This is a genomic window from Dactylosporangium sp. CA-139066 (assembly GCF_050936175.1).
Classification (GTDB): Bacteria; Actinomycetota; Actinomycetes; order Mycobacteriales; family Micromonosporaceae; genus Dactylosporangium.
Window position 1 is genome coordinate 6,902,267 of record NZ_JBNJNH010000001.1, and the last position, 24,082, is coordinate 6,926,348.

Here is a 24,082-nt window from a genome sequence, read left to right on the forward strand (position 1 = left end):
GCTAACGGTAACGCTCGGGGTCCTTCATGCCGCCGGCCTCATAGCCCCACCAGTCGGGCCGGCTGCCGTCGGCGTCGGTGAACCCGTACTCCCGCGCCAGCCCGCCACTGCTCAGCGAGGCCCCGTTCCAGCGCGCCTTGTCCGGGTCGGCGGCGAGGGCGGCGACGGCGCGCCCGATGTACACCGGCGTCTCCGACACCGCGAAGTGCGGATCCTTCGCCGCCCCGTCCCGCCACGTCGCCTCGGTGACCCCGAAGTGCTCGAGCATCATCTCGGAGCGCAGGAACCCGGGCGTGAGCGACACCGCCGTCCCGCCGGCGCTCTTGAGCTCCTCGGCGAGCGCGAACGCCATGCGCAGCACCGATGCCTTGGCGAGGTCGTAGAAGAACGAGACGCGGTACCGCGAGGCGTTGTACTCCGCCGTGCCGTCGGTCACCTCGACCACGAGCCCGCCCGGCTCCCGCACCAGCAGCGGCAGCGCGGCGTGGCTGGTGATGATGTGGGTGTCGACGGCCAGCCGCAGGATGTGCAGCCCGACGTCGAGGTCGTCCTCCCACAGCCGCTTGTCCCAGCTGAACAGCGACTCGGCCCCCCAGATGTCGTTGACGAGCACGTCGAGCCGCTGCTGCTCGGCATCGATGCGGGCCACCACCGCGCGCACCTGCTCCGGCTGGAGATGGTCGGCCCCGATCGCGATGCCGACCCCGCCGGCCGCGGTGACGAGCTCCGCGGTCTCCTCGATCGTCTCCGGCCGCCCCATCTCCGAGGCCTGCCGCCGGGTGGTGCGCCCCGTGCAGTACACGGTCGCCCCCGCCGCCCCGAGCTGCACGGCGATCTGCCGCCCGGCCCCGCGCGTGGCCCCCGCGACGAGCGCCACCTTGCCCTTGAGTGATCCACCTGCTGCGTTCATGCCGCCCACCGTCGCAGCAAAACCTGACAGGTCACGTCGGTCTTTTCTCTCAGCTTCCGGCGGCTACATTTTCGGCATGGACCTGCTGCGCCGCCGCCTCCGCGAGGCCGGGATGCCGGTCGTCGCGGTGACCGCGGCCGAGGGCGGCGCGGCCGCCCAGTCCGGCGTCGTACGCTTCACGGACGGTTCGGCGGTCTTCGCGAAGACGCTGACCGACCCGCTCCCCGGCCGGTTCGAGGCCGAGGCCGAGGGCCTGCGCGCGCTGCACGACCTGGGCGGCGTCACGGTCCCCGAGGTGTACGCCACCACCCCCGCCCTGCTCGTCCTCTCCCGCCTGTTCCCCCGCCGGGCGACCCCCGAGTTCTGGGAGGCGCTGGGCCGCATGCTGGCCACGCTGCATCTGTCCACAAGGGACACCGCCGCGGGCCGCTTCGGCTGGCCCCAGGACGGCTGGCTGGGCCGCCTGCCCCAGCACAACACCTGGGACACGGACGGCCACCGCTTCTTCGCCGAACGCCGCCTGCTGCGCTGGCTTGCCGAACCCCGCGTCGCGGCGGCCCTGTCCGCGGACGACCGCACAGCTCTGGAACGCCTCTGCCGGGCCCTGCCGGACCTGCTCCCGCCCCAGCCCCCGGCGCTCACCCACGGCGACCTGCGCACCGGCAACGTCCTGTCCACGGCGGACGGCACCCCCGCGCTGATCGACCCGGCCGTCTGCTTCGGCTGGCCGGAGACGGACCTCAGCATGCTGTGGTGCTCCCCCCGCCCGCCGGAGTCGCAGCGCTGCTTCGACGCCTACGAGGAGCTGGCGCCCCCGCCACCGGGCTGGCGCGACCGCATGCGCCTGCTGCACCTGGCCGACCTGCTGAGCACCATCGCCCACGGCGACGACGACGGGTCCGCCGCCGCGCTGCTGCGCGAGATCGTGTCCCCGTTCCGCCCCCGCTAGCCCGGCGCCGGCCGCCCGCCCGCCGCACCGCCACGGCCGGACGACGGCCGGCCGCCGCGCTGCTGCGCGAGATCGTGTCCCCGTTGCACCCACGCTAGCCCGGCGCCGGCCGCCCGCCGAACCGCCACGGCCGGCCGCCGCGCTGCTGCGCTGCTGCGCTGCTGCGCGAGATCGTGTCCCCGTTGCACCCACGCTAGCCCGGCGCCGGCCGCCCCCCGAACCGCCACGGCCGGACGACGGCCCCCGCCCCGCCGCCGAGGCGCAGCGCCGCGTCGAGCCCCTGCACGCAGGCCGCGGACCCGGCGACGCCGCCGTCGAGCCGCCGCAGCGTCCCGTACACGATGAGGCGGTCCAGCCCCTCCTCGACGGCGGGCGCGTCTTCCCCGTCGAGCGCCATGACGAGGAACCGGTCCCCGTCCCCGCCGGGAAACTCCCACATGGACCGCCCGAGCCGATCCTCGAACCGGTACACGTCGACGCGCTCGAACACCCCGCCGCGCCGGTACGGGTCCTCGCCGGCGAACGCCCGCGCCGCCTCGTCGGACGGCACGTCGACGATGTGCAGGCTCCCGGCGATGCCTTCACGGTCGGCGGTGAGCACGGGCCCCCGCGCGTACAACGCCGCGTCGTACCCGTCCATGTACGCCCAGTGCGCCTCGGTGAGCTCGTACCGCAACGCAAGGCTGCCGGGCCGATCCGCTCCGTACACGAAGTAGAACATCGATCCGAGGTTACGATATGCAGTGATGTCCGCGCGCCATGCTGGTGAGCACGACCCCGGCCCCCCGTTCGCCGACGCCGGGACCCCTTCGGCTGTCCCCGCCCCGCCCGAGGTGGTAATCGACCTCGACCGCCCCTCCGCGCCGGCCCCCACCGCCCCGCCCGACGCGGTGATCGACCTCGACCGCCCGTCCGCAACGGCCTCCGCCGCCGCCCCGCGCGACGTGGTGATCGACCTTGACCGCCCGTCCGCCCCGGCCCTCGCCGCGTCCGACGCGGTGGTCGACCCTGACCGCCCGTCCGCCCCGGCCCTCGCCGGGCCCGACGTGGTGATCGACCTTGACCGCCCGTCCGCCCCGGCCCTCGCCGGGCCCGACGTGGTGATCGACCTCGATCGGCCGTCCGCGCCGGCCCGCGCCGCCGCCCCGCGCGAGCCGAGGCGAGCCGCCCGGGTCGCGCTGCTCGCCGTGTTCGCCCTGGCCGCCGCCGTCCCTCAGGGCGCGCCCCGGATGCTCAGCGAGGGCCGCACCGTGCCGCTGCCGAGCTTCTGCACGGGCACCCCGATCCCGGGCGGCCGGCTGAACATCATCCAAGGCGACAACTTCATCATCCTGGACGCCACCACCAACACGGTCGTCAACTCGGGCCGCTGCCCGCACGGCACCGGCAAGCTCTACCGCGAACCCCGCTAGTTGGATTTCCCCGTGCCGATGTGTCTCCCCTTTCTTGAATGCGACGCACGCGATCCGCGACGTCTCGGTGACGGCTCAGCATCCGGGGACCATCACACCGCAGACCTCGGCCGTGCACGGCGACGCGGAGCATGGCAACGGCCCGTGCCGCGCGCCGTAGCGCCGCCGCCCCCAATCCGTACGCCGCGCGCCGACGACCCGATCAGGCCGGCCGGCACAGCAGCGGCTCGCCCCGACCCTGCAGTCCCCGGCCGGGGCGGAGCCAGTCCCCGGCACGGTTCCGACCCTGGCGTGGTCCTGGCCCAACGGCGGCGCGACGCAACGCCGTCCGCGGACCGTCCGCAACGGTCAGGCGGCGCAGGACGGGCGGTCCGCCGGCCCACGTCAGCACCTCGCCCAAGCCCCGGCAGGCACGACCCGGCCCGGTTGCGGACGGCGGCTGAGGTCACCCCGCGGGCCAGAGGGCGGTCCACCGGCCCGCTTCAGCGCTTCACGCGCGCCCGGGCAGGCATGACCCCGCGATTGCGAGCGGCGACGAGGTCACCCCGGAGGCCACTCGTCGAGGACGTGTAATCGGATCAGGGCGGCGTGCGACAGCGGCGTGGTCAGGTCGGCGACGTCGCCGTTGGTCGTGTAGTCGAGCAGGGTCACCGGGCCGGCCGCGGCCAGGGTGCGCAGCTGGGCGAGCTCCGCCGTGAGGTGATGGTCGAGGACGAAACGGTAGGCGGGCAGGTAGATGCGGCGGCGGGCCGACTCGTAGTCCAGCAGGGTGGTGCCGGTCAGGCCCGCGCGGTGGCCGAGGACCGGGCCGTGGCGGCGCACCGTGCGTTTCAGGCCCGTCATGCGGGTCGCGGACAGCAGGGCGCGGTCCACGTCGGCGGTCTCGAACACCTTCAGGGCCTGCCAGATCGCCTCCACCGACGTCCCGCTCTCACCGGGGCTGAGGGGCACCGGGATGCCGCCGTGCGGATAGAACGGGCTGAAACGCACCCACGGGTGTGGACCGCGTGAGGTCACGTCGACGACGGTGGTGGCGGCCGTCTTCGCGGCCCGGCTGCGGTGGTGCGCGACCCGAATCTCCATGCCCGGCATCTTGCCCGACGGGTACGACAGTTTTCGCCGCGCGCGTGGTGGGTACGCCGGGTGTCGCGACGAAGGAGGAAGATGTGCCGCAGCAAGACATGCGCCTGCAGTTCTCGCTGGAGCTGCCGCGCGACGCCGCGCTGGTCCGCGATGCGCGGCGGACCCTCGACGGGGCCCTCGCGGGCGCCGGCGTGACCCAGGAATGCCGCGACGACATCCGGCTCGCCCTCACCGAGGCATGCGGAAACGTCGTGTCTCACGCGAGCCTCGCCAACGGGTACCACATCGACGTGACGGTGGACGACAGCGAGTGCGTGATCGAGGTCACCGACGACGGCGGCGGCTTCGACCCGGCGCGGGTGCCGGCCGTGGACGCCGAGGGGGCCGAGGCCGAGCCCGGCGAGCTGCGCGAGAGCGGGCGTGGCCTGCACGTACTCGCCGCCGTGGTCGAGCGGCTCGATGTCGTCTCGGTCGAGGACACGGGGACCCTGGTCCGGTTCAGCAAGCACCTGACGTGGGAACCGGCCCCCTGAACGCGTGACCGTCCGGACGAGAGTAATCGGCCGTTCGGACGTATGCTTGCCCGGACGATCGTACGAATCGTTGCCATAGTGAAAAGACACCAAGTGAAGGGGCGGGACGCCGATGCAGGTCAACTCGACGGTCGACGGACCGCGCGCCGTGGTCACGGCGAGCGGGGAGCTGGACGTTGCGACCGCCCCGGAGCTGCGCGCCTACCTGCACAAGCTCGTCGACGACGGGGCGTCGACGCTGATTGTCGACCTCACCGACGTCGGGTTCCTCGACTCGACGACGCTGGGCGTGCTCATCAGCGTGCACAAGCGGCTGGCCGAGTCCGGCGGGGTCGTCGAGCTGGTGATCCCGCACGCCCGGCTGCTGCGCATCTTCCAGATCACGGGCCTGGACCGGGTGTTCACCATCCACCCGTCACCGGCCGGGGCCGCCGTGCAGTGACGGGCGGCCGTAGGCGGCGTTGAGCACCTGCATCGCCGCCCCGGCCGCAATCACGTCGCCGCCCAGCGCCGACACGGAAACGTCGACGGTGAGCCAGTCGGCGCGGGGCACCTCCTGGCGTACGGCCGCGGAAACCTCGTCGAGATAGACCTTCCGGTGCCGCAGCAGGTCCGCGCCGGCGAGCACGATGTGGCCGACGTCGGTGGTCTGCAACAGGTTGACCACCCCGGCGGCGAGCAGCCGGGCCGCGAGCGGCACGTCGCCGGCGTCGACGGCGCGGTCGTGCAGGACCTCCAGGCAGCCGCGCCGCCCGCACACGCATCGCGGGCCGTCGAACTGCAGGACGGTGTGGCCGAACTCACCGGCGTTCGTGTGCGCGCCGCGGTAGGCCGCGCCGCGCAGCCACAGGCCGGCGCCGATGCCCGACTCCACCATGATGAGCGCGCCGTCGCGGAAGTCGGCGCCGCGGCGCCAGGCCTCCGCCGTGACTCCGGCGGTCACATCCTTGTCCAGGTGTACCGCAAGAGCCAGCCGTTCCTGCGCGAGTTCCCGCAGCGGAACATCGTGCCAGTGCCGCAGCCGGTGCGCGTCCCGGACGATGCCGCCGGCGTGGTCGAGGGGCCCGACCATGCCGATGCCCATGCCCACGATCCGCGCCGGGTCGACGGGCTCGCGGCGCAGCAGCCCGGCGCGCGCGGCATCGATGCGGTCGAGCAGCTCGGCCGGCGTGAAGTCGGCCGGCAGGGGCTCCCGAGCGCCGGCGAGGACCTCGCCGACGAGGTCGGTGAGCACGAGCCGGACGCCGGTGCGCGCGACGTGGACCCCGATCGCGAACCGGCTGGAGGGCACGATCCGATACATCGTTGCCGGCTTGCCCACGCCCTGGCGGCGCACGCCGGCGGGCTCGATCAGCCCGTCGCCGGCCAGCCGCGCGAGCACCTTCGACACCGCCTGCGGGGTGAGCCCGGTCGCGGCGACCACCGATGAGCGGTCGAAGCTCGGGGTGGCGCGGGCCAGCCCGACGACGAGCGCGTCGTTGTACCCGCGCAGATAGCCGAGGCCGGCGCCGGGCGTGTCCACATTCACATCCTATAACGCAACAGCGTTGCTAAACTGGCCGCCATGGAGGACCTCACCGCGGTTCGCCGCTGGACCGCGCTGCTGGCCCTGTCGCTCGGCGGCTTCGGCATCGGCCTGACCGAGTTCGTGGCCATGGGCCTCCTGCCGGACATCTCCGAAGATCTCCTCCCCCAGCTGTACGCCCAGTCGCCCGCCAAGGCCGTCGCGCACGGCGGCTGGATGATCACCGCGTACGCGCTGGGCGTGGTCGTCGGCGCTCCCACCATCGCGGCGGTGACCGCGCGCCTGCCCCGCAAGACGTTGGTCGTGGGGCTGCTGGGGCTCTTCACCTGCGGTACCGTTGCGTCGGCGGTTGCTCCTGGCTTCTGGCTGGTCCTCGTCGCGCGCTTCGTCGCCGCACTGCCCCACGGCGCCTACTTCGGCGCGGCCGGGCTCGTCGCCGCCTCGATCATCGGCCCCGGCAACCAGGCCAAGGGTTTCGCGGCCGTCCTCGGCGGCCTCACCGCCGCCAACGTCGTCGGCGTGCCGCTCATCACGCGGCTCGGGCAGGCCGCGGGCTGGCGGGTCGCCTACTTCGCCATCGCCGCCATGTTCGCCGTCACGCTCGCATTCGTCGCGCTCACCGTCCCGTCCTCCCCCGCCGACCCGGCCGGCTCGCCGCGCGCGGAGCTGCGCGCGTTCCGCCATCCGCAGGTGTGGCTGGTGGCGGTGACGGCGGCCGTCGGCTTCGGCGGATTCTTCGCGATCGACAGCTACATCGCGCCGGTCACGACGCACGTCGCGCACCTGGGCGCGGGCGCCGTGCCGTGGGTCCTCGTCGCCGTCGGCCTGGGCATGACGGTCGGCAACGCGCTGGGCGGCTGGGCCTCCGACCGCAACCTGCGCCGCAGCATGCTGGCCGGGTTCGTCGTGTTCATCGCGAGCATGGCGGTGTTCGCGGCCCTCGCCCACAACCGGTACACCCTCTTCGTGGGCGCCTTCCTCATCGGCGCCGCCGGCCTGTTCCTCGGCCCGGCGATGCAGTCGCGCCTGATCGGCGTGGCACCCGGGGCGCAGCTGATGGGCGCCGCGGTCAACCAGTCGGCGATGAACATCGCCAACAGCCTCGGCGCCGCGCTGGGCGGCCTGGTCATCGCGGCCGGCTGGGGGTACGTCGCGCCGAGCTGGGTCGGCGTCGCCCTCGGCGCGGCCGGTCTGGCGCTGGCGGCGACGAGCTTCGGCCTGGATTCGCGGGCGTCGCGGCGCGGCAACGCCCCGGCCGCCGCCGAGCTGGCCCGGGTCGGCTGACTAGCGCAGGCGGTATCGCACCTGGCGGGTCGGCCGGAACGGGCCCAGGACCAGCCCGCGGTTCACGCCGCCGCGCACCGCGAACTGCGTCGACACGCGCAGGGCCAGGCCGGCGATGCGCACGGGGCGGCGCACGTCGTACAGCGGCGAGAACGGCGGCTCGAAGTAGCAGGTGTCGCCGTGGCTCGGCACGTGGTACCACAGGTCGCCGGTCCGCAGCCCCGCCTCGATCTGCGCCTGGATCGCCAGCGTCGCCGACGGGTTCGGGTCATGGCGCCACATGTCGATGACCGCCTGCCGCGCCCGCGGGTCGCGCTTCCATCGGGCCAGCGTCGCACGGTCGGTCATGCACCACACGTCGAAGCGCGGCCCGTCGAGCAGCGCCGGCATCGAGGCGAGCTGGCCGACGCGGTACCACAGCTCGATCGCCCGCTTGAGCTTCTGCTCGATCAGCTCGTGCAGCCCCGGATGGTGGCGCCCGGTGCGCAGCCCCGCCGCGTACTCCACGGCCGCCGCGGCCGCCGCCGAGTCCTGGTGCAGCCGGTTGACGGCGGACTCGTACTGCGGCGGCACCCCCGGCCGGACCAGCGTGTGCAACGCGACCTCGGCGTGTTCGCGCAGCGGCGCCACCGCCGCCTGCAGGGCCGCCAGGTGCTCCGGCGGGCAGGCGACGACCTCCGCCCACGCCGGCAGCGGCGCCGGCAGCACGGTGTGCATCGCCAGGTCGTACTCCGGGTTGGCCCGCGCCTGCCGCGCCCGCGACACCCAGTCGCCGACCGCGGTGAGCCACGACGCCGCCTGGTCGAACGTCACGGCCGGCACGTACCCGACCGTGCCCGGCTGCGCGGCGTAGTCGGCGTCGAGGATCGTCTCGCCGAGCGTCTGCAGCACGAACGCGTTCCACGCGGCCAGCAGCTGGCTCGCCGTCGCCGCCGGCAGGTTCCACAGGGTCGGCAGCCGCTCGCGCAGCTCGTCCGCGCTCAGCATCTCGTCGTAGGCGACCCGCCCCGCCGAGCGCAGCGCCTCCAGGTAGACGGTGTCGCGCTCCCCGGCCAGCCCTGCTCGCAGACGCGTCAGGAAGCTCGGCGGGTGGTGCGGTTCGTCCACCAGCTCACGGTAGCGCCGGGCGTCGAGTCAGCCGGCCCGCGCGGCCGGCACCACGACCTCCGCGAGATCGCCCATGTCCACCCCGGCCTGCGCCAACAGCTCCACGACCCGCCCGATCGTCAGAAAGTCGACCACGTTGTCGTGGTGGATCAGCCGGTACCACCGCGACCCGCTCGCATGCCGCACCACCTCGACGCGCCAGTCGCCGCCGGGCGTCTGCATCGCGCCGATGACCTTCACGCAGCGTAGGCTAGCCCGCCACCTGACCAGCACAAAGGCTTGATCCACAACTACATGCGTGTAGTTTGCTGTCTCCACCCGCGCGCACTCTGGCACTCGGACAGCGCTCCGCGTCAGCCCTACTGACCCGTCAGCGACCGCCGCCCGGTTCGCGCGCCCGTCCCTCAACGCGTTTCTGCGGCACCGTCTCTGCGGGGCCTCGCCTGGGCGTGATGCACCCCCGCACGAGCCGACCGCCGACGCCAACCGCAATCCCAGGCACGCCAGACGCCAGCGCGCACGCCGACCACGCAGTCACTCGGCACGACGGTGCCCGACGCCGTCACCTGCCGCAACCCTGACCGGCGCCCTCGCTCGGCACGACATTGAGCCCGACCGACGGCGAGATGCGAGCCCGAACCTGCATGCCAACGCGAGCGAACCGACGACACCGGCACCGACGCCGGCGCGACCCAGACCCCGGCGCGACCCGGACCCCGGCGCGGGCCGGGCGCCAACCGCGCAGGCACGACCGGCAACGCCAACGCCGACAGCGACCCAACGCCCGCACCTGTGAGCCGGCGCCAGAGCAGCCAAGCGCCGCCGCCACGAGGCCGTAGCCAACCAAGGCCTGAACGCCGACGCGGCCGGCCCGGATGGCCGCGCAGATGCCAATGGCCTGTGCCGCCGGGCGGGTCAGGCCGGGTCGGGCTGGCGCATCGGCACGATCAGGTAGCGCAGGTCAGCGGTCGCGGTGGTCACCTCCGTCGCGCGGAGTGCGGGCTGGATGCGCAGCTGCACAGGTTCGCCGGCGAAGGCGCGCAATGCGTCGCCGAGGAGCCGGGCCTGGTAGGAGCGCGTGGCCTGGCCGGAGCGCACCGCGGCCTTCACCGTCTCCTCCGACTCGCCGCGCAGCGGGTCGGCGGCGCGCACGAGCACGGCGCCCTCGATCGACTGCAGGGTGACGCGACCCTGCTGACCGGCGTAGGCCGCGGCGCGGTCCACGGCGTGGGCCAGCGCGTCGGCCTCGACCTCGACCACGCACTCCGGCGCGACGTCGAGCAGGCGGTCGAACTGCGCGTCCGGGAACGCGTCGCCGAGCGTCGGCGTGGTCACGCTGCCGCCGCGCCAGGACAGGCCGAACAGGTCGCCGCCGGCGTGCAGGACGACGGTGTCGGCGCGGCCGAGCACCGGGGCGATCCTGGCCAGCAGGCCCGCGGGCACCAGCGCGTCGAACGGCGTCGTGGCCTCGACCGGGACGGTGGCCGCGGCGAGCCGGTAGCGGTCGGTGGCGAGCATCGACAGCGAGCCGGCAGCCGCGCGCAGCCGCACGCCGGTGAAGATCGGCAGGGCGTGCTCACGGGAGGCGGCGCCGGCCACCGCGGCCGCGGCGGCGCGCAACGCGGCGCCGGGTGCACGCCCGGTCGCCGGTGGCAGGTCCGCGGTCGGCGGCCAGGCGTCGGCGAGCACGGGCAGGGCGAACCGGGCACCCGGCACCCGCACCGCCACGCGGCCGCCCTCCGCGGTGAGCCTGGCTTCGGGCGGGTCGAGCCCGGCCAGGGTGTCGGCCAGGCCGCGGCGCGACACGAGGGCCTCGCCCGGCTCGTGGACGGTCGCCGGAACGCGCAGCCGCACGGTGAGCGCGCCGTCCGTGGCCGACAGCACGAGACCCTCCCCATCGCCGCGCATTAGCACGGCGGAGTGGACGGGATGCGGCGAACGGCCCGTGAGCAGGCGAACGGCGAGAGCGGCGGCCTCGGCGAGATGGCGGACGGGGGCGGTGGCGTCGAGCAGGCGGGTCATGGGGAGGACCCTAGCGGTGGGGTACGACAAAAAATCGGCTCAGCGGCCGGGCAGCGACGCCAGCCACGGCACGAGCGCCTCCGGTGCGGGCATGGCCGCCATTTCATCCCGTACTGCACCAGCCGCCTCGGCCAGCGCCGGTTCCGTGATGAGCCGCGTCAATACGTCGGCGTCGATTTCCGGTTCGTCGGCGGCGATGCCCGCGCCCCGCGCCGCGATCAGCCCGGCATTGTGCCGGCGGTCCCCGGCGCCGTTGATGACGAGTTGCGGAACACCGGCGTGCAACGCGGTGAGCGTGGTGCCCGCGCCGCCGTGATGCACGATTCCCGCGCACCGGCCGAGGAGGTCCGGAATGGGCACCCAGCCGGCGGTGTACACGTTCGGCGGGACGTCGAACTGGCGCGCCGGCCGGATCAGCAGGAAATCGGCGTCGACGCCGGCCGCGGCGACCGCGACCCGTTCCATGAGACGGTCGCGTCCGGGCCCCGCAACGGTACTGCGGCTGACGGCGATCAGCGGCCGCCCGCTCTCGGGAAGAATGGGCAGCGGGCCGGACCCTCCGTAGGGCACCGCACGCATCGGCCGGCTTGATTCCCGGCCCGGCAGGACGCTCGGCGGCGCCGAACTGATGACCCCGGCGAATTCCGGGACGGTGGCGCCCATCCGCGACAGCGTTTCGCGCACCAGCGTCCGGCCGTCGAACAATGTGTTCTCGTGCAGCACGGCGGGCACGCCGACGGCCGCCGCGGCCAGGGCACCGGCGACGGCGAGGGGCTCGTGGAGTACCAAATCGGGATGCCACGAACGGGCGAGCTCGACGGCCGGTCCGACAAGCCGGGAATTGACCGCGCCGAAGAGCAGCCCGACCCCGCGGGTGCCGGCCCGGCCCGCCATTTCGGCGCGGGCGATGAGCGGATGCCGGAGCATGATCGGTACGGCAACGGAACCGACCGACACGGAGCCGGCGATGTCGTGCACGGAAAGGCCGGCGTCGGCGACGGAAAGCGCCTCGCCGCCGGTCGCGACGAGTACCTCGTGACCGGCGTCGCGCAGCGCCCGGCCGAGCGGCACGAATGGGAACGCGTGGCCGATGAGTGGTGCGGCGACAAGCAGGACCCGCATGCGATCAGGATGCCACCGCACGGAAGGAGTGCAACCCCAGACTGTTGGCCACAACGAATACTGATGACAATGCCATCGCCGCGCCCGCGAGCATCGGCCCGAGATCGGCCTGCGCCAATGCCGCGGCGACGTTGACGCCCGGCGTGCGCGACGCGAACGACGAACACGAGGCACGCGTGGCGCGACGGTCGCCGTCCGTCAGCCGCGGTCAGGCGGCGACGGCGTAGCCGGCCTCGTCGACGGCGGTGGCGCGACGGTCGCCGTCCGTCAGCCGCGGTCAGGCGGCGACGGCGTAGCCGGCCTCGTCGACGGCGGCGCGTACGGCTTCGGGGTCGAGCGGGCGGTCACTGGTCACCGTCACCGCGCCAGTCGGCAGGTCGACCTGGACGTCACTCACGCCTTCCAGACGGCCGAGTTCCTCGCTTACCGCGTTCACGCAGTGTGCGCACGTCATGCCGGTCACCGAATATGTCGTCTGCATCGCCGCTCTCCCTTCGACTTACCCCCTGGGGGTACCAAGGTACATCACGATAAACCCCCTGGGGGTATTTGCGTCAAGGGTGGCGACGGAGATCACTGACCGATTTGTGTTCGGCGCTGCGAGGTCCGTCCGTTTCCGCGAGCACCGCTGGTGCGCCGGTGGCCGGTGCGATGGGGCGGGTGTCGATCAGTGCGACTGCCGGCGGCACACCGAGCGGTCCGTTACGCAGCGCGGCGGAAGCGTCCCGGAGCGACACCGAAACGGCGCTTGAACGCGGCGGCGAATGCGAACTCCGAGGCGTAACCGACCCGGTACGCCACCGTACGCAGCGGGGCATCGGAGTCGCGCAGCAGCCGGGCGGCCACGGTCATGCGCCACCAGGTGAGGTACGACAGCGGGGCCCTTCCGGTGAGCGTCGCGAACCGGCGGGCGAAGGGTGCGCGGGACAGGCCGCCGACCGCGGCGAGTTCGGCGACCGTCCAGGGGCGGTTCGGCTCGCGGTGGATCGCCTTGAGGGCCGCGCCGACCGCGGGATCCCGCAGCGCGGCGGGCCAGCCGGTGAGCGCGGTGCCCGCCGCCGCACCAGCGGCTTCCGGCTCGCCCGACTCCTCCAGGGTTTCGAACCAGGCCCGGAGCGCGTGCAGGAAGAGCAGATCGAGCAGGGCGGAAACGCCGACCTCGGCGCTGCCCTCGCCGCGTTCGAGCTCGGCGCCGAGCAGGTCGATGACCGGGCGTAACCGCGGGCGTGCGCGCAGGTGCACCAGGTCCGGCAGGTCGTCGAGGAGAGGATGGGCGCGGTCGGGTTGCAGCTCGTACGCGCCACATAACACCACGCCATCAGGCTCAGCGTCCGACAGCGGATCGGGGATCGGCAGCGCACGGGCCAACGAGGACGCCGACGGCGGGGAGATGGCCAAAGAGGGCGGAGACGGCGGTGCCTGGGACGAAGACGCCCGTGCTGGCGGCGAAGACACCGGTGCTGGGCATGGGCGCAGCGGGGTGGAAGGCGAGTCGGCGAGGGCGTGGCCGCGACCGTGGGGCATGAGCAGTACGTCGCCGGCGCAGAGGCGGACGGGTGGGCCGGAATCCGGGATCAGCCAGCACTCGCCGCGCATGACGACCTGAATGCCGGCTGCGCCGGGCACGGTGGCGAAGCGCTGGCCCCACGGGGACCGCCAGGCCAGGCGGGCCGAGACCGGGCGGCCGGTGCGCATCACCGCCACCGCATCACCGAGCACATCCACCGCCGCCACGCTCCGTTCCGTCGTACGAGTCCCCCGGTATCGAGCTTGCATCATCGACGCAGTGCGAATGCCGCGACACGTTCCGGAGCCGGCGGTGCGAGACGATCACGCATGAAGGCGGGACGGTGAGGCATGGGGGGCGTGCGTTGCGCTGCGTAGGTTCGGCGGCGTGAAAGCAATGCGGATGCATGCGTACGGGGACGCTTCGGTGCTGCGGCTCGACGACGTCGAGGTGCCGGCCGCGGGCGACGGGCAGGTGCTCGTGCGCGTGGCGGGGACGTCGTTCAACCCGTCGGAGATCGGGCTTCGCAACGGGTGGTTGCGGGGCGTGTTCGAGGTCGGGTTGCCGTACACCTTCGGATGGGATCTTGCGGGGACCGTCGTCGGCGGTGGCGGCGGGTTCGCGGACGGTGATGCGGTCGTCGGGCGGGTCGATGGGGGTGCGGCGGCCGAGTTCGTGGTTGCGGAGCCGTCCGGGCTCGTGCGGGCGCCCGTCGCCGTGCCGCTGGCGCATGCGGCGGCGCTGCCCGTGGCCGGGGTCACGGCATGGCAGGCCGTGTTCGACCATGCGCGGATCGTGGCGGGCGCGACCGTACTGGTGAACGGGGCCGGTGGCGGCATCGGGGGCTACGTGGTGCAACTGGCTCGTTACGCCGGGGCGCACGTCACCGCCACCGCCAGCGAGCGCAGCGCGACTACCGTCCGTGCGCTCGGGGCGCACGCTGTGCACGACTACCGGCGGGGCGCGCCGGGCGGGACGTTCGACGTGGTCATCAACCTGGTGCCGCTCGAGGAGCCATCCGATCTGGCACGGCTCGTCAAACCCGACGGGCGCATCGTCTCCGTGACGAACAAGGTCGAGGTGCCCGGCGGGTCCGGCATCGAGTCGGTGCAGTTCGTGGTGCGCGACGACGCCGAGGATCTGGCGGGGCTGGTGCGACTGGTCGATGCGGGGACGGTGCGGCTCGACGTCGCGGCCGAGCGGCCGATCGGCGAGCTGGCCGCGGTTCATCGCGCTGCCGAGGCCGGCCTGCTACGCGGCAAGACCATCCTCAAACCGCACTAAACCGACATAAGACCTGTCGGGGTATAAATCCGATAAGTCGTGGCGCGGAGCGCCCGACTTATCGAAAGCCGCAACGAACGAAGCCGCCACGAATCGAAGCCGCCACGAACGAAGCCGGCACGAGCTGAGCCCGCACGAACCGAATCCGGCACGAGCTGAGCCCGCACGAACCGGATCCGGCACGAGCTGAGCCCGCACGAACCAGATCCGGCACGAGGCCAGGCCGCACAAGCCAGATCCTCCGGCACGAGCCAAGGCCGCACGAACGGGAGTCCAGCACGAGCGCCGGCCCCGCTCACCGGAGCCCGCACCAAGCGAAGACCGCGCGAAGCAGAACACGCAGGACGCTCACGAGCAAGCCGGGCGCGTACCGGGCCGGGTCAGGGCAGTTGCGCCAAGAGCAGCGACGCCACGTCGTGGGCGCGGCTTACCGGGGACCACGTCGCGCCCCGCACCCACGACTCGGCCGTCCACACGTCCGACAGCACCGACTTCACGAAGCCCCACGCCACCAAGCGCTCCAGCGGATACCCCAGCTCAGCGGCGAACTGTTCGAGCCGCGACGGGACGAGGGCGGTCAACGACGGGTCGCGGTTGGCTGGGGTGGGGTTGAAGAGCCAGGAGCCGATCTCGTACGCCGGGTCGCCCGTCAGGCCGTGCGGGTCGATCGCCAGCCACGGGGAGCGCGAAGCCTCCAGGATGTTGTCGTGGTGCAGGTCGCCGTGCAGCAGGACGCGCGACGGGGACGAGGCGCACAGCTCCCGCATCAGGCCGGCGGCGGTCGTCACGTGCGCGTGTGGCAGCGGGCCGTCGGCGTCGGGGAAGCGGGCCAGGTAGGCGTCGAAGGCGCGGGCCTGGACCAGGACGTCCGGCAGCACCGGGGGTGAAGGGACGTGCAGCACGCGCATGACCGCGACGGCGGCCGACGTGGCGGCCGGCTCCGGGACATCGCGGGCGCGGCGGCCGGGCAGGGCGCGCTCCAGCAGCAGGGCGCCGCGCGGAAGGTCCGCACGCAGCAGGCGGACCGCGCCGCGGCCGGCGAACGCCGTCAGGGCGGGGGCCTCCTCGGCCAGGGAACCGGCCGACGGTACGCCGAGCTTGAGGACCGCGGGGGTGCCGTCGGCCAGGGTGGCGGGGGCGACGTAGTGGTACGACAGGTCGAACGGCTCGCCGGGGACGAGGTCCCATAGGGCGGAGATCTCCGACAGCGTCTCGGGCAGGCGCTCCAGCCAGCGGGCGCCCTCCTCGCCCCAGGTCGCGGTCACGTTCTGCCGCAGCGCGGCGGTGATCACGGAAGATCTCCCCCGAAGGTCAGCGTGAGGACGTGGGCGGCGGCGGTGCCGGGCGGGGCCTGCAGGGTCAGGGGCGTGCCGTGGGTGCGGTGCTGGGCGGCGACGGCGTGCAGGGCGGCGACGCCGGCGCTGGCCAGGTGCGTGACCGCCGACAGGTCGACCGTGAGCGGCAGGGTGCCGCCGCGGGAGCGGTACAGCAGCTCGTACTCCAGCCGCTCCGCCCCCGTCGCGTCCACCGGGCCGGACACCACTGCCGTGGCGGGGCGGGCCGGATCGTCCACGATGGACAATATTGCGGCGGCGGGCCGCGGGGGCGTGGCGCGGGCGCTGTTGAGCAGGGCGGCGGGGCGGGTGACGCGGTGGCGGAGCGTCGCCACCGTACCGTTGCCGGATCGGTCCATGTGGAGCTCGTCCACGAGCTGGGTGGACAGGGCCAGGCCGCGGCCGCGGACCGAGACGCGGTCCGGCTCGCGCCAGGCGCCGCGGCCGGTCACCGTGACCTCGACCGCGCCGGTGGGCGTCAGGCGGGCCCGCAGGGCGACCGGGGCGTCGGGGACGGAGTGCTCGACGGCGTTGGTGACGAGCTCGCCGACCGCGTGCTGCACGGCGAGGGCGTCCTCGTCGGTGACGCCGGTCTCGGCCAGCCACGCGCCGAAGGTCTTGCGCAGCGCCGCCAGCACCGTCAGGTCGGCGGGGACCTCGGCGTCCAGGCCGGCGAGCGGCGCGACGAGCTGGGCGGCCAGCAGCGTGATGTCGTCGGTGTGGCCGGTGGCCCGCACGAGCAGCTCGACCGTCTGGGTGCAGGCGCGCTCGGGCGGGGTGGCCTCGGGGGCATGCAGGGCCCGGCCGGCGACCGCGTCCGCGGCGACGCGGGCGAGCTCCTCGGCGGCCTGCGCGGGCGTGCGGGCGGGGCGCTCGATGATGCCGTCGCTGTACAGCAGCAGGACGTCGCCCGGATCGAGCCGGGCGGCCGAGACCGGGAACGCGCCGCCGGTGCCGAGCGGGGCGGCACCCGTGGCGGGCAGGAAGCGGGCCGCGCCGGCCGCGGAGAGGACCAGGGGCGGCGGGTGGCCGGCGGTGCAGTACTCGACGGCGCCCGTCGACAGGTCCAGCACGGCGATGCAGGCGGTGGCGGCGCGGGCGCCCTGGACGCGGCGGGCCAGGCCGTCGGCGGCCGACAGGGCGGCCGCGGGCCCGTCGCCGCCGTCGAGGCGGTCCTGCAGCACGGCCCGCAGCTGGCCCATGACGCCGGCGGCGGCCACGCCGTGGCCCACGACGTCGCCGACGACCAGGGCCAGGCGGGCGCCGGGCAGCGGTACCGCATCGAACCAGTCGCCGCCGGCGGCCGCGCCGTCGTCGGCCAGCAGGTAGCTGGCGGCGATGCGCACGCCGGGCAGCAGCGGCAGGCCGCGGGGCAGGAGGGCGTGCTGGAGGGCGTCGACGACGTCGCGGGCCTGGCGGTACTGCACCTGCAGGTCGGCGGCGTGGCGCTCGGCCGACAGGCGGCCCTGGACGATCTCGGTGACGTCGGTGCCGCCGCCGATGACCCCGCGGATGCGCCCGTCCGGGTGGCGCCACGGTGTGATGCTGAAGTCGGCGAAGAGCTCCCGGACCGAGCCGTCCGGCAGCGTGATGTGGGCGCGCCACTGCTGGCCGGCCAGGGGTTCGCCGGTGCGGTACACCTGCTGGTACATGTCGATCCACTGCTGCCCGGCCAGCTCGGCCAGGGCCTCGCCGAGCGGGCGGCCGAGGACCTCGCGGCCGGGGAATAGGGCGCGCGACGCCGCGTTGAGGCCGGTGACGACGAGGTCGGGGCCCTCGCAGACGATGAGGATATAGGGCGCCTGCTCGATGGCTGAGCGAATCGGGTCGGCGTCCACGTGCATCATCCTGCCATCATGGGCCCATCCCCGGCTCGCCCGACCTGTTCGCGATGCCGCCGGTGCCCGTCGGGCACGGCCCGCTCGACCCGGAGGCGGCCGGGTTCATCGGCAATGCGATCCGCAACCGGCTACGGGAGCGGGGCGTCGGCGGCCGAGCACCGGGCGTCGGGCTGGACGGTGCACTTCGCGAACAACGCGCTGCGGGCGCGTTACCGCTGGCAGCACACCCGCGACGGCAGCGAGGAGCGCGGCGGGCTCGCGGCGATCACGCTGCGGGTCCTCGGCGACTGACGGGCGCTCAGGCCGGCACGCTGAAGTGGCGCAGGAACTCCGCCGGGCCGCGGCGCCAGGCCAGCAGCGTGCGGTCGGCGAACGTGTGCATCGTCTCGCACACCTCCTCCAGCGGCTCGAGCAGCAGCGTCGTGTCGGGGCGCTCGAGGCCCGCGGCGACGCGGGCGGCCAGGCCCCGCCGGGCCAGGCGCAGCAGCTCGCGGGCCAGCTCCTGGGCCGAGTGCGGGCCGACCGACGCGCTGAGGCCCTTGACGGCGACGTCGTCGGCGGCCCGGTCGAGCTCGGCCGCGGTGAGGTCGCCGAGCAGGGCGCCGGCGGCGGCGCGGGCCACCGGGTCGTACGCCAGGCCGGTCCACAGCGCGGCGCCGGCCCCGAACCACGGCCACGGCGGCGCGTCCGACAGCCGGGTCTCCAGCGTGTGCCGGACGCGCACGTGCGGCCACACCTGGCTCAGGTGCAGCTCCCAGTCGTCCTCGGTCGGGTACGTCCCGTCGCCGAAGCCCTCCTCGATCGCCTGCCGGAACGGGATGCGCGGGGCGGCGACGTGCGAGCCGTTGACCCGCCGGTAGATCATCGGCAGGCGGGCGGCCCAGTCGACGAGGTCGTCGACGCCGGCGCCGGGGTCAAGGGCCACGCCGAGCACGCCGCAGCGGCGGGGGTCGAAGCGGCGCCAGTACTGCATCCGCCGCGACAGCGCCCCGGTGTCCGCGCCGGCGGCGACCGGCGAGTTGACGAACAGCGCGGCCGCGACCGGGGCGGCGCGCACCAGCAGCCGCAGCTTGTCCATGAGGTCGCCGGGCGAGACGTAGTCCAGCGACGTCTGCGCCGACAGGATGAGGCCCATCACCTCGTCGGCGTGGCCGCCGTCGGGGCCGAGGTCGCGGAAGTACTCGCGCATGACCCGCACCCGGGGCTTCGGGTTCCACGCGATGCCGTCGGCGGCGGCGAACGGCACGATCCCGCCGGTGGTGAGCGCGATGCCCTGCGCGGCGCCGATGCCGGCGGCGGCGAGCATGTTCTCGCGCACGTCGGCGACCGCGGCGGCGACGGTGGTGAACGTGGGCGAGGAGTACTCGAGGGCTCCCCCGGTCTCCAGGGTGAACGTGCCGCCGCCGGGCATCGCGGCGCCGATGGTGAACGCGCCGTCCATGACGGGGCTGGCGCCGTGGCCGCGCACGAGCCCGTCGAGCAGCGCGAGGGCCTGCTGGTAGGTGGCGTTGCGCAGGTTGTTGCGGCAGACCAGACCGACCTCGACCTCGATGCCGACGCGCTCCCGGCGCCCGGCCGGCGCGTGGAAGACGCGGCGCAGATCGGGACGCCGCAGCGTTGTCGACTCGCCCACGCGGGCCTCCCTCGATAGGCAGGCCTCGAGCCCCGGTCGCCCGCCGGAAGGTGCCCATAGTAGCCGAGCGATCCCCGGAGCGTAATCGTCGCCGAGTCCGAAGTGGGCCGGTCCGGACGGTCAGGTGTGGATGCCCGGAATGGCGTCGGCGGTGACCGCGTAGACGGGTCCGCCGTCGTGAGCGGCGGCGATGGTGAGCACGCCGACGACCTCGCCGAGGTCGTTGACCAGCGGGCCGCCGGACGCGGCGGCGGTCAGCCGCAGGCCGGTGCGCAGCACGCGCAGGCCCTGCTCGGCGAACGTCTCGAGGCCGTCGACGACGCCGCTGACCACGGTGCCGCCGGCGTCGGCGGCCCAGACGCGGTCGCCGACGCGGACGAGGCCGGCCGGGCCGAGCGCGAGGCCCGCCGGGGACACCTCGCCCACCGGGAAAGCCTGGCCCACCGGGAAAGCCTGGCCCACCGGGAAAGCCTGGCCCACCGGGGACGCCACGCGCAGCAGGGCCACGTCGGCGGCGCCGGCGGCGGGCTCGATCGCGGTGACGGGCGCGCCGCCGGCGATGACCGCCGAGGGCCCGGCGGCGGCGAGCCACTGGCGGTTGGTGACGACGCCGGAGCCCGTCACGGCGAAGCCCCGCCGGGTCACGTGCGAACCTTCCGGGTGCGTGAGGGTGATGTCGGTGAGCACCCGCAGTACCGTTGCCGGAATTTCCGCCTCGGACGGCACGGTGATGCCCAGCAGGGCCGCGTTGGCTCGCAGCGCCGCGGCATAGGCCTCGGCGTCGTGGGCGGCGGCGAGCCCGGCGAGCAGGCGGCGGGCGTCCTCGGCGTCGGCCGGGGTCCGGTCCGGGTCGAGGCCGGCGGCCGCGGCGGTGGCGGCCCGCACGAACGCGGCGTTCCAGGCGGCGATCCGGGCGAGCAGGTCCTGCAGCCGCTGCAGGCGCCCGCGCAGCTCCCGGGCGAGGTGGCGGCCCTCGGCGAGGGCGGCGGCCGGGTCGGCGCCGGGGTCGCGGGCCAGGTGGGCGCGGGCGTTGGCGGCGAGGTCGGCGAGCGGGCCGGTCTCCAGCGGCAGCTGCCGGCCGGCCTCGGGGGCGTCGGCGTAGGCGGCCTCGATGAGCCGCGCCGTGGCCGGGTCGGCGCCACCGGGGCGGTGCACGTCCATGCGGGTGCGCAGCTCGCCCCAGCTCGCGGCGGCGTCCTCGGCGGCCGCGCCGGCCGCGCCGAGCAGGCCGGTGAGGTCGCCGCGCAGCTCGTGCAGGTCCTCCTGCAGCTGCCGTCGGCGGGCCATGTCGTCGATCTCGCCGGGCGAGAGCACGGTGCTGTCGGTGATGCGGATCGAGCGGGAGTTGCCGCTGCCGAGGTCCTGGGCGGTCACCTCGAGCACGCAGCTGGCGTCGATGGCGAACGTGACCTCGATCTGCGGCGCGCCGCGCGGGGCGGGCGGGATGTCGCCGAGGCGGAACTGGCCGACCTTCGCGGCGGCGTCGAGGCCGCCGTTGTAGATCTCGATGTCGACCGCGGTCTGGTCGTCGCTGCGGGTGGTGTACGTGTCGCGGGCCTGCGTCGGGATGCGCGCGTTGGCCGGGATGAGCTCGGAGAACACGGGCTGGTCGGCGTCGTCGACGATGCGCAGGCCGAGCGCCAGCGGGGTCACGTCCAGCAGCAGTACCTCCTTGAGCTGCCCGGACAGCACGGCGGCCTGCAGCGCGGCGCCGGTCGCGACCGCGGTGCGCGGGTCGGGCACCGGCGTGCGGGCCAGGCCGAACGCCTCCTCGACCACGCCGCGCACCAGCGGCGAGAGCATCGGCCCGCCGACGAGGACGAGATGGTCGGGCCGGCCGGGCAGGCTGTCGCGGAACTCCTCGCAGGTGCGCCGCAGCGCGGCGAGGGGCTCGGCCAGCAGCTCGCCGAGGCGGTGCGCGCCCAGCTCGAGGCGGGCGTCGCGGCCGCCGGCGAGGTCGCGCAGGACGTACTCGGCGTCGCGCTGGCCGGACAGGGCGACCTTGAGGTACTCCGCGGCGACCTCGAGCCGGCGGCGCGCCGTGCCGAGCTCGGGCACCTCGATGCCCTGATCCCGCAGCTGTACCGCAAGAGCCGCGCTGATGACCGCGTCGAAGTCCTTGCCGCCGTAGGCGTTGTCGCCCGCGACCTGCCGCACGTCGTAGACGCCGTCGTCGACGTCGAGGCAGCTGACGTCGAGCGTGCCGGCGCCGAGGTCGACCACGACGATCCGCCCGGACAGCCGCCGTTCCCGGGCCGCGGTCATGCACGCGGCGGTCGGCTCGTGGATGAGCCGGACGAGGTCGAGCCCGGCGATGCGGCAGGCGTCGCGGGTGGCCCGCTTGGCGTTGTTGAGGAAGTACGCCGGGATCGTCACCAGCACCCGCGGCCGTTCCAGGCGCAGGTCGTGGTGGCGCTCGGTCCAGGTGAGCCAGTCGTCCTCGACCTCGCCGAGCTCGGCCCGGGCCAGGTCGGCGACCCGCTCGCGGACCCGCTCGGCGAGGTAGGTCTCGACGAGGCCCCGGCCGTGGCCGATCAGGCGCGCGGCGATCTCCTCGGCGCGGTACTCGCGGCCCCGGACCCGGTAGCGGGTGCCGGTGCCCATGCGCCGCTTCGCCGCCTGGATGTGGCCGGTGAGCCAGCCCGCGAACACCTCCTCGCCGGTGAGCCCGACGAGCTCGTTGCCGTCCTTGTCGAGGCTCAGCGTCGAGGGGTACTGCGGGCGCCCCTTCCAGGGGCACAGCACCGCCCGGCCCGTGGCGGTGTCGTAGATGGCCGCCGCGCATGTGGTGGTGCCGAGGTCGAGGGCCCAGATGCCGGCGAAGCGCGCGTCGGTCTCGAACCGGGCCTGCGCCACCCAGGCCTGGACCCGCTGCTCGAACGCGCGGCGGCGCCCGGCCCCGCGGCGGTCCAGGGCGGCGACGACCTCGGCCCGCAGCGCGGCGTCCAGCGTGGTGTCGTGCTGCAGCCGGCGCAGCTCCTCGACCGCCTGGTCGCCGGCCGGCGTGCCCTCGCGCCCGGCCGCGGCCAGGCACAGCCGGGCCAGCTCGTCGGCGGCGCCGGCGCGGCGCATCCAGGCGCCCAGCCGCGGGTCGGCGACGGCGTCGTCGCCGCGGGCCTCGCGCAGGCACGCCGCGGCCGAGGCGAGGTCGCCGGCCCGCTCGAACAGCTCGGCGGCCCGGTCGGGCCGGCCGTCGGCGCGGTACAGGCGGGCGGCGCCGATCGGGTCGCCGCCGGCCTCGCGGGCCTCGGCGCGGGCCTCGACCCCGGCCGCGCTGCCGTCGTCGCGCAGCACCCGGTCGGCGTCGCCGAACCGCCCGGCCTGCCGGAACAGCCGGTGCGCGCGGTAGGCGTCGCCGGCCAGCTCCGCGTGGGCGGCGGCCTCGGCGGGCTCGCCGGCCTCCTCCTCGAAGCGGCTCCAGGCGGCGTGGTCGCCGGCCGCGCGGTGGTGGCGGCGCCCGGCGACGAGGACGGCGGCGCGGCGGGTGGCGGCGTCGGCGACCCGGTCGGCGACGTCGTCGGTGGCCGGCGCGGCCCGCTCGAGGTGCGCCGCCACGGTGCGGACCAGCCGGATCGCATCGGCGTGACGGCCCTGCTCGACGAGGGCGTCGACGTCGGGCAGGCACAGCCCGGCCAGCCGGGCGAGGCGGTCGGGCCGCGCGGCCGGGCAGCCGGCGAGCGCCTCCAGCGGCCGGCCGAGCGCCTCCAGGCACTCGCTGGCCAGGTCGTCGCGGCCCGCGGCGCGGAACTCGGCGAGGGCGGCCTCGTGGTCGCGGGCGGCCAGCAGGAGCTCGCCGAGGCGTTGGCGCAGCCGCGGTACCGCATCGGGCTTGGCCTGTGCGGCCAGCTCCAGCCCGGCCCGCACGTCGGCGGGGCGCGCCGAGGCGAGGCAGCACTCCAGGGCGCGGGCGCGCCGGTCGGGCGAGTCGGCGAGGCGGACGGCGTCCGCGCCGAGGCCCAGGATGCGGTACACCTCGAACAGCTCCGGCAGCCGCGGCTCCGGGATCTCGGAGAGGAACGCGCGCCACAGCGCGGCGTCGTCGTCGAGCGGCCGGCGGGCGGTGTGCGCGCGCAGGGCCGCGGCGTGCGCGGCCGGGTCCAGCAGCCCGGCCCGGTCGAGCCGGCGCAGCCAGCCGACGAGGGCGTCGGCGGCCCCGGTGCGCCCGAGGATGGGCAGGAGCCGGTCGCGGGCGGCACGCTGCGGCCCGGCCAGCCCGGCGCGGGCGGCGACGTCGAACACGACGCCCAGCGCGTCGGGGTCGTCGCGGGCGGCCTGCTCGAGCAGCCAGGGCTCGTCGGCGGCGCCGAACGGGTAGCGGGCGGCCGGCACCCGGGCGTCGTAGTCGCGCACGAGCCCGCGGGCCAGCGCGGAGTCGGCGGGCAGCGCGAGGCGCACGGCTTCGCGGTACGCCGCCGCGGCCCGCTCCCCGCCGGGGTCCGCGGCGAACAGCGCGGGCAGCGCATCGACGCTCCGGCGAAGGCGGCGCGGCCCGCCGGGCAACCAGTCGGCAACCGGCATGCGCACACTCTATTGTGC

Annotated in this window: 21 protein-coding genes; 7 read left to right on the forward strand and 14 right to left on the reverse strand. The window is 75.0% G+C overall.

Going from position 1 to position 24,082, the window contains the following annotated elements; translation table 11 throughout:
• Position 1: 1 nt before the first annotated feature.
• On the reverse strand, positions 2–910 hold the full coding sequence (locus tag ACQEVU_RS31710; RefSeq protein WP_433329990.1) for an SDR family oxidoreductase: 909 nt from the start codon (positions 908–910) through the stop codon (positions 2–4).
• 76 nt (positions 911–986) lie between these two features.
• Between ACQEVU_RS31710 and ACQEVU_RS31715 the strand changes: the two genes are divergently transcribed.
• Entirely contained in the window at positions 987–1,859 is an 873-nt protein-coding gene (locus tag ACQEVU_RS31715; protein WP_433329992.1) for a fructosamine kinase family protein, read from the forward strand.
• Between the two features lie 193 nt (positions 1,860–2,052).
• Here ACQEVU_RS31715 and ACQEVU_RS31720 read toward each other — a convergent pair whose 3' ends face one another.
• The gene (locus ACQEVU_RS31720) at positions 2,053–2,580 is read right to left on the reverse strand and encodes a YciI family protein (protein ID WP_433329994.1); all 528 of its coding nucleotides are present in this window, start codon (positions 2,578–2,580) and stop codon (positions 2,053–2,055) included.
• Between the two features lie 25 nt (positions 2,581–2,605).
• Between ACQEVU_RS31720 and ACQEVU_RS31725 the strand changes: the two genes are divergently transcribed.
• On the forward strand, positions 2,606–3,271 hold the full coding sequence (locus tag ACQEVU_RS31725; RefSeq protein WP_433329996.1) for a hypothetical protein: 666 nt from the start codon (positions 2,606–2,608) through the stop codon (positions 3,269–3,271).
• A gap of 540 nt (positions 3,272–3,811) precedes the next feature.
• On the opposite strand, the gene ACQEVU_RS31730 is transcribed toward ACQEVU_RS31725, so the two are convergent.
• Positions 3,812–4,354, reverse strand: a complete 543-nt coding sequence (locus ACQEVU_RS31730) for a DUF6939 family protein (protein ID WP_433329998.1) — start codon at positions 4,352–4,354, stop codon at positions 3,812–3,814.
• 83 nt (positions 4,355–4,437) lie between these two features.
• On the opposite strand from ACQEVU_RS31730, the gene ACQEVU_RS31735 reads away from it, so the two are divergent.
• Together ACQEVU_RS31735 and ACQEVU_RS31740 are read left to right on the forward strand one after the other, a co-directional pair.
• Entirely contained in the window at positions 4,438–4,887 is a 450-nt protein-coding gene (locus ACQEVU_RS31735) for an ATP-binding protein (protein WP_433330000.1), read from the forward strand.
• A gap of 112 nt (positions 4,888–4,999) precedes the next feature.
• The gene (locus tag ACQEVU_RS31740; RefSeq protein ID WP_433330002.1) at positions 5,000–5,329 is read left to right on the forward strand and encodes an STAS domain-containing protein; all 330 of its coding nucleotides are present in this window, start codon (positions 5,000–5,002) and stop codon (positions 5,327–5,329) included.
• Here the strand turns inward: ACQEVU_RS31740 and ACQEVU_RS31745 are convergent.
• Positions 5,303–6,409, reverse strand: a complete 1,107-nt coding sequence (locus ACQEVU_RS31745) for an ROK family protein (RefSeq protein WP_433330005.1) — start codon at positions 6,407–6,409, stop codon at positions 5,303–5,305. The genes ACQEVU_RS31740 and ACQEVU_RS31745 overlap by 27 nt on opposite strands.
• 42 nt (positions 6,410–6,451) lie before the next feature.
• Between ACQEVU_RS31745 and ACQEVU_RS31750 the strand changes: the two genes are divergently transcribed.
• Positions 6,452–7,696, forward strand: coding sequence for an MFS transporter (locus ACQEVU_RS31750; RefSeq protein WP_433330007.1), 1,245 nt, complete (start codon positions 6,452–6,454; stop codon positions 7,694–7,696).
• Here ACQEVU_RS31750 and ACQEVU_RS31755 read toward each other — a convergent pair whose 3' ends face one another.
• The 6 genes from ACQEVU_RS31755 to ACQEVU_RS31780 all read right to left on the reverse strand — a co-directional run bounded on the left by ACQEVU_RS31755 (position 7,697) and on the right by ACQEVU_RS31780 (position 13,672).
• Positions 7,697–8,803: a hypothetical protein gene (locus ACQEVU_RS31755; protein WP_433330009.1), complete on the reverse strand. Its 1,107-nt coding sequence runs from the start codon at positions 8,801–8,803 to the stop codon at positions 7,697–7,699.
• 27 nt (positions 8,804–8,830) lie between these two features.
• On the reverse strand, positions 8,831–9,043 hold the full coding sequence (locus ACQEVU_RS31760; RefSeq protein ID WP_433330011.1) for a hypothetical protein: 213 nt from the start codon (positions 9,041–9,043) through the stop codon (positions 8,831–8,833).
• 675 nt (positions 9,044–9,718) lie between these two features.
• On the reverse strand, positions 9,719–10,825 hold the full coding sequence (locus ACQEVU_RS31765) for a DNA polymerase III subunit beta (RefSeq protein ID WP_433330013.1): 1,107 nt from the start codon (positions 10,823–10,825) through the stop codon (positions 9,719–9,721).
• A gap of 39 nt (positions 10,826–10,864) precedes the next feature.
• Positions 10,865–11,947 (reverse strand): nucleotide disphospho-sugar-binding domain-containing protein, encoded by a 1,083-nt coding sequence (locus ACQEVU_RS31770; protein WP_433330015.1) that lies wholly within the window; start codon positions 11,945–11,947, stop codon positions 10,865–10,867.
• Positions 11,948–12,224: 277 nt separating this feature from the next.
• Positions 12,225–12,428, reverse strand: coding sequence for a heavy-metal-associated domain-containing protein (locus ACQEVU_RS31775; protein WP_433330017.1), 204 nt, complete (start codon positions 12,426–12,428; stop codon positions 12,225–12,227).
• 221 nt (positions 12,429–12,649) lie between these two features.
• A complete protein-coding gene (locus ACQEVU_RS31780; protein WP_433335156.1) occupies positions 12,650–13,672 on the reverse strand; it encodes an AraC family transcriptional regulator in 1,023 nt (340 codons plus the stop codon).
• A 184-nt stretch (positions 13,673–13,856) separates the two neighbouring features.
• Here ACQEVU_RS31780 and ACQEVU_RS31785 point away from each other — a divergent pair, with 184 nt between their 5' ends.
• Positions 13,857–14,738 (forward strand): NADP-dependent oxidoreductase, encoded by an 882-nt coding sequence (locus tag ACQEVU_RS31785; RefSeq protein ID WP_433330019.1) that lies wholly within the window; start codon positions 13,857–13,859, stop codon positions 14,736–14,738.
• A gap of 380 nt (positions 14,739–15,118) precedes the next feature.
• On the opposite strand, the gene ACQEVU_RS31790 is transcribed toward ACQEVU_RS31785, so the two are convergent.
• Entirely contained in the window at positions 15,119–16,030 is a 912-nt protein-coding gene (locus ACQEVU_RS31790; RefSeq protein ID WP_433330021.1) for an aminoglycoside phosphotransferase family protein, read from the reverse strand.
• The gene (locus ACQEVU_RS31795) at positions 16,027–17,919 is read right to left on the reverse strand and encodes a SpoIIE family protein phosphatase (protein WP_433330023.1); all 1,893 of its coding nucleotides are present in this window, start codon (positions 17,917–17,919) and stop codon (positions 16,027–16,029) included. Before ACQEVU_RS31795 ends, ACQEVU_RS31790 begins: the two co-directional genes overlap by 4 nt.
• 105 nt (positions 17,920–18,024) lie before the next feature.
• Between ACQEVU_RS31795 and ACQEVU_RS31800 the strand changes: the two genes are divergently transcribed.
• On the forward strand, positions 18,025–18,204 hold the full coding sequence (locus ACQEVU_RS31800) for a hypothetical protein (protein WP_433330025.1): 180 nt from the start codon (positions 18,025–18,027) through the stop codon (positions 18,202–18,204).
• Positions 18,205–18,211: 7 nt separating this feature from the next.
• Here the strand turns inward: ACQEVU_RS31800 and ACQEVU_RS31805 are convergent, their stop codons facing one another.
• Together ACQEVU_RS31805 and ACQEVU_RS31810 are read right to left on the reverse strand one after the other, a co-directional pair.
• Complete coding sequence (locus ACQEVU_RS31805) at positions 18,212–19,546, reverse strand: glutamate-cysteine ligase family protein (RefSeq protein WP_433330027.1); 1,335 nt, start codon at positions 19,544–19,546, stop codon at positions 18,212–18,214.
• Positions 19,547–19,666: 120 nt separating this feature from the next.
• Positions 19,667–24,064, reverse strand: coding sequence for an Hsp70 family protein (locus ACQEVU_RS31810; protein WP_433330029.1), 4,398 nt, complete (start codon positions 24,062–24,064; stop codon positions 19,667–19,669).
• Positions 24,065–24,082 lie beyond the last annotated feature (18 nt).